We start from the raw sequence: 3,954 nt of genomic DNA, 5'->3' as shown, positions 1-3,954 counted from the left end.
GACAGGGGCGCCGGCCGCGCCCCGGCCGCCGCGCCCAACTCCCGCGCCGCGCAGGCCATCGCCTTCGCGCACGGTGCGATCGGCAAGCCGTACGTCTGGGGCGCGACGGGCCCCAACGCCTTCGACTGCTCGGGCCTGACCCAGGCGGCCTGGAAGGCGGCGGGCGTGAGCCTGCCGCGCACCACCTATACCCAGATCAACGCCGGAGCCCGGATCCCCCGCTCCCGACTGGCCCCCGGGGACCTGGTGTTCTTCTACTCCGGGATCAGCCACGTCGGCCTCTACATCGGCGGCGGCCAGATGATCCACGCCCCGCGCCCGGGAGCACCGGTCCGCATCGCGCCCGTCGATGAAATGCCTTTCGCCGGAGCGACCCGGGTGGCATAGTCCGCCGCGCCGGTCCCGATCTCCCGCGAAGGAACTCCCGTATGACGATGGCGAACGCCGTCCAGGACTACGCCCGGGCACTCGCGCTGCGCTCCCCGGACCACTACCGGGTAGGCCCGTTCACCGTCCGGCACAACCCGGGCTGGGAACTGAAGTACGCCAACTACGCCATCCCCGACCGGGGCGCGGAACCCACGGCGGACGACGTGGCGGCCCTGGTCGACGCGTTCGGGAAGCACGAACGGCTTCCCCGCCTGGAGTTCCTGCCCGCCTGGGCCCCGGCCGTCGAACCGGCCCTGCTCGCCGCCGGTTTCACCGTGGAGAACCGCGCTCCGCTGCTCGCCTGCGGCCCCGAGGACCTCCGGGCGCCGAAACCGGTCGACGGCCTCCACATCGGCACCCCGGTCACCGAGGCGGAGTTCACCGAGGCCGCCCGCGTCCAGCACCACGGCTTCGGCGGCGAGGGCGAGCCCGAGCCGGGGGCGACCGACTGGCTGCGCGCGGCCGGCACCGGCGACGGGGTCGCGGCACTGGCCGTCCTGGACGGCGCGCCGGCCGGGGTCGGCGGCTGCTCGGCCGCGATCGACGGCCTGAGCGAACTGGCCGGACTCGCCGTCGCCGCTCCCTTCCGTCGTCGGGGCGTCGGGGCCGCGCTCTCGGCCTGGCTGACGGAACGGGCCATCGTCCAGGGCTGCCGGACGGTCTGGCTGGAGCCCGGCGATGCCGATGTCGAGCGGGTCTACGCGGGCATCGGCTACCGCCGGATCGGCGAAAAGGTCAACATCTCGCTCGACCCGGCCGGCAGCTGAGCCACGGCCCCGGACCAACGGGAGAACGACGGCCTCGGTCCGCCCGGTGGGCGACCGCCTCAGACCAGGCGGCGCGCCGTCGCCCACCGGGTCAGTTCGTGCCGGTTGGAGAGCTGGAGCTTCCTGAGGACCGCCGAGACGTGCGACTCGACCGTCTTCACCGAGATGAACAGCTGCTTGGCGATCTCCTTGTACGCGTAGCCGCGGGCGATCAGCCGCAGCACCTCGCGCTCGCGCTGGGTGAGGCGGTCCAGGTCCTCGTCGACCGGCGGGGCGTCCGTGGAGGCGAAGGCGTCCAGGACGAAGCCGGCCAGCCGCGGCGAGAAGACCGCGTCGCCCTCCTGGACCCGGAAGACCGAGTTCACCAGGTCGGTGCCGGTGATCGTCTTGGTGACGTAGCCGCGCGCGCCGCCCCGGATGACGCCGATGACGTCCTCCGCGGCGTCCGAGACGGAGAGCGCGAGGAAGCGGACCGGGTTCTCGGCGGTGCCCATCATGGGGGCGCAGCGGCGGAGCACCTCGACGCCGCCGCCGCCCGGGAGGTGGACGTCGAGGAGGACGACCTCGGGGCGGGTCGCCGTGATGACGGTGACCGCCTGGTCGACGTCGGCGGCCTCGCCGACCACCTCGACGCCGGTCTCCTCGGTGCGGCCGATCTCGGCCTGCACCCCGGTGCGGAACATCCGGTGGTCGTCGACGAGCACGACCCGTACCCGTCGCTCCGGGCCCCCGGTGGCTTCGGTGTTCTCGGTCATTCGCTCGCCCTCTCCATCTCCAGCTCGACCTCGGTGCCCCCGCCGGGCACCGAACGCAGCCGGGCGCTGCCGCCGTTGCGCTGCATCCGGCCGATGATTGATTCTCGTACGCCCATCCGGTCCCCGGGAACCTCGTCCAAGTCGAATCCCGGACCCCGGTCCCGTACGGACACGAAGACCGTGCGGCCCTCGACCTCCGCGAAGACCTGGACGGCACCGCCCTCGCCACCGTACTTGGCGGCGTTGACCATCGCCTCGCGCGCGGCCTGCATCTGTGCGGTCAGCTTGTCGTCGAGGGGGCAGTCGCCGACCACGACGACCTCCAGGGGGACGCCGTGCTTGTCCTCGACCTCGGCGGCGGCCCGTTTGACCGCCTCCGCCAGGGTCTCCGGCTCGTCGTCCTCGTCCTTGCCGGTGCCCTCGGGATTGTAGAGCCAGTTGCGCAGCTCGCGTTCCTGGGCGCGGGCGAGGCGTCTGACCTCGCCGCCGTCGTCGGCGTTGCGCTGGATCAGGGTGAGGGTGTGCAGCACGGAGTCGTGGACGTGGGCGGCGACCTCGGCCCGCTCCTGGGCGCGGATGCGCATCAGGCGCTCCTCGGAGAGGTCCTGGGTCATCCGCACCAGGTAGGGGCCGGCGAGCAGGGCGATGCCGGTGAGTACGGCGATGGCCGCGGTGAGGACGTTGCCGAGCTGGGCGGCCGAGCCGCGCACCACCAGGAACACGGCGAGGCCGAGGCCGACGAGGGCCACTCCGGCGAGGCCGCGGGCCAGGTGCAGCAGTTTGCGGTTGCGGCCGGTCTCCATCCAGCGGGCGCGGCGGGCGTTGTCCGCCTGCCGCCAGACCAGGACGGAGCCCGCGCCGATCAGGAGGGTGGGCCAGATGTAGCGGCCGGCCTCGCTGCCCATGTCGACGTTGACGACGAACGCGATGGCTCCGACGGTCAGGGCGACCAGCGCGAAGACCTGGCCCTTGTCCGGTTTACGGAGCTTGCGGCGGCCGTCCGCCGACGTCTCGAACACCGAGCGCGGGGCGTCGACGCCGCCGACGCCGAGCGGGACGACGATCCAGAACACCGCGTAGAGGACCGCGCCGAGGCCGTCGGTGAAGAACAGCCCGAGGAAGAGGAACCGCACCCAGGCGACGGGCAGCCCGAGGTGTCCGGCGAGTCCGCGCGCGACGCCGCCGAGCAGCCGGCCGTCGGCGCTGCGGTAGAGCTTGCGCGGCGCGGGCTCCTCCTGGTCGGCGGCGAGGGAGCTGGCGGCTCGGGCGGTGGCGGCTGGCATACCCCGATCGTCACACGTGCGGACGCGGGGCGGCATCAGGGTCGGCCCCCGAAGTGACCCTGATGCTCTCCCCCGCGTACGGCCTGGTGGCAGCTCCCCTCCCGCTCCGCCCGGCGCGTGCGCCCGGCCCTTCCGGGGCGTACGCGAGCAATATCAGGGACCGGCCAGGGTCGGCGCGGGTCCCGGCGGGCGGTCCGGCCCGTCACCATGGAGGCATGACCGCTCCCTCGGACGCCGCTCCCGGCGTCGCACCCCCCGAAGCGCCGAAGCCGACGCTGCGGCGCACCCCGCGACAGAAGGTCGTCGCCGGGGTGTGCGGCGGACTCGGCCGGTACTGCGACGTGGATCCGGTGATCTTCCGGATCGTGCTCGGTGTGCTGTCGGCGACCGGAGGCATCGGTCTGATCTTCTACGGCTTCGCCTGGCTGCTGCTCCCCGCGGACGGCGACGACGAGAACGAGGCACGCAAACTGCTGTCGGGCCGGGTCGACGGGGCGTCCCTGGTGGCGCTGCTGCTGGCGCTGATCGGCTGCGGGCTGTTCCTGTCGATGCTGCACAACCGGGACATGCTGGCGTTCGCCGCGCTGCTGACGCTGGCCGTCGTCGGCTTCTCCGTGTGGACGCAGTCCCGGCGGACGACGGGGGCCACGGAGGACCTGGCGGCTCCGCCCGGCGCACCGGCGGCCCCGCCCGGCCCCGCGCACACCGGCGGGCTCGGCG

General features: G+C 73.6%; 5 protein-coding genes. 3 read left to right on the top strand and 2 right to left on the bottom strand.

Annotation, left to right across the window (positions count from 1 at the left end; all coding sequences use genetic code 11):
* Together CR470_RS36365 and CR470_RS36360 are read left to right on the top strand one after the other, a co-directional pair.
* The coding region (locus tag CR470_RS36365; protein WP_143663964.1) for a C40 family peptidase at nucleotides 1-387 on the top strand (387 nt) is incomplete at its 5' end.
* Nucleotides 388-428: 41 nt separating this feature from the next.
* On the top strand, nucleotides 429-1,196 hold the full coding sequence (locus CR470_RS36360; protein WP_097871900.1) for a GNAT family N-acetyltransferase: 768 nt from the start codon (nucleotides 429-431) through the stop codon (nucleotides 1,194-1,196).
* Between the two features lie 59 nt (nucleotides 1,197-1,255).
* Here CR470_RS36360 and CR470_RS36355 read toward each other — a convergent pair whose 3' ends face one another.
* Both CR470_RS36355 and CR470_RS36350 read right to left on the bottom strand, forming a co-directional pair.
* On the bottom strand, nucleotides 1,256-1,951 hold the full coding sequence (locus CR470_RS36355) for a LuxR C-terminal-related transcriptional regulator (RefSeq protein WP_007450924.1): 696 nt from the start codon (nucleotides 1,949-1,951) through the stop codon (nucleotides 1,256-1,258).
* Nucleotides 1,948-3,234 carry an ATP-binding protein gene (locus CR470_RS36350; RefSeq protein ID WP_097871897.1) on the bottom strand — a complete coding sequence of 429 codons (1,287 nt, stop codon included), beginning with the start codon at nucleotides 3,232-3,234 and terminating at the stop codon, nucleotides 1,948-1,950. Before CR470_RS36350 ends, CR470_RS36355 begins: the two co-directional genes overlap by 4 nt.
* Before the next feature lie 215 nt (nucleotides 3,235-3,449).
* On the opposite strand from CR470_RS36350, the gene CR470_RS36345 reads away from it, so the two are divergent.
* Nucleotides 3,450-3,954: PspC domain-containing protein (locus CR470_RS36345; RefSeq protein ID WP_179892500.1), on the top strand; the 505-nt coding region annotated here is incomplete at its 3' end.

It is taken from the genome of Streptomyces sp. rh34, assembly GCF_002551245.1.
Taxonomy (GTDB): domain Bacteria; phylum Actinomycetota; class Actinomycetes; order Streptomycetales; family Streptomycetaceae; genus Streptomyces.
Note: the sequence above shows the minus strand (reverse complement) of the source record. Positions and strands in the feature narration are given on the sequence as shown.

What these genes read in the sequence shown, in the direction of transcription:
- CR470_RS36355 (WP_007450924.1), bottom strand. Translation starts at nt 1,951, where the DNA reads ATGACCGAGAACACCGAAGCCACCGGGGGCCCGGAGCGACGGGTACGG.
- CR470_RS36360 (WP_097871900.1), top strand. Translation starts at nt 429, where the DNA reads ATGACGATGGCGAACGCCGTCCAGGACTACGCCCGGGCACTCGCGCTG.
- CR470_RS36350 (WP_097871897.1), bottom strand. Translation starts at nt 3,234, where the DNA reads ATGCCAGCCGCCACCGCCCGAGCCGCCAGCTCCCTCGCCGCCGACCAG.